General features: G+C 43.1%; 1 protein-coding gene. It reads left to right on the top strand.

The window, feature by feature from the left end; genetic code table 11:
• On the top strand, positions 1-248 hold a 248-nt coding region (locus AAEZ06_RS27950), incomplete at both ends, for a glucokinase (protein ID WP_350617423.1).

Genomic DNA, 248 nt, shown 5'->3' with positions numbered 1-248 from the left:
CGTTTCTGCAGAGCGTATTTTGTCCGGGCAGGGTTTAGTCAATTTATACCAAAGTCTTTGTGCTTTATCTAAACGTGAAGTTAAATTTGAGCAGCCAAATGAGGTATCTAAAGCGGCATTAGAAGGCAGTTGTGATTTGGCACGGAGAAGTCTGGATGTTTTTTGTCAAGTGATGGGCAGTTTTGCTGGTAACCTTGCATTAAACCTAGCTTGTACAGGAGGTGTTTACATCGCGGGCGGTATTGTAC

Origin of the sequence: Pseudomonas sp. HY7a-MNA-CIBAN-0227 (assembly GCF_040310325.1) — a bacterium.
GTDB lineage: Bacteria > Pseudomonadota > Gammaproteobacteria > Pseudomonadales > Pseudomonadaceae > Aquipseudomonas.
Note: the sequence above shows the minus strand (reverse complement) of the source record. Positions and strands in the feature narration are given on the sequence as shown.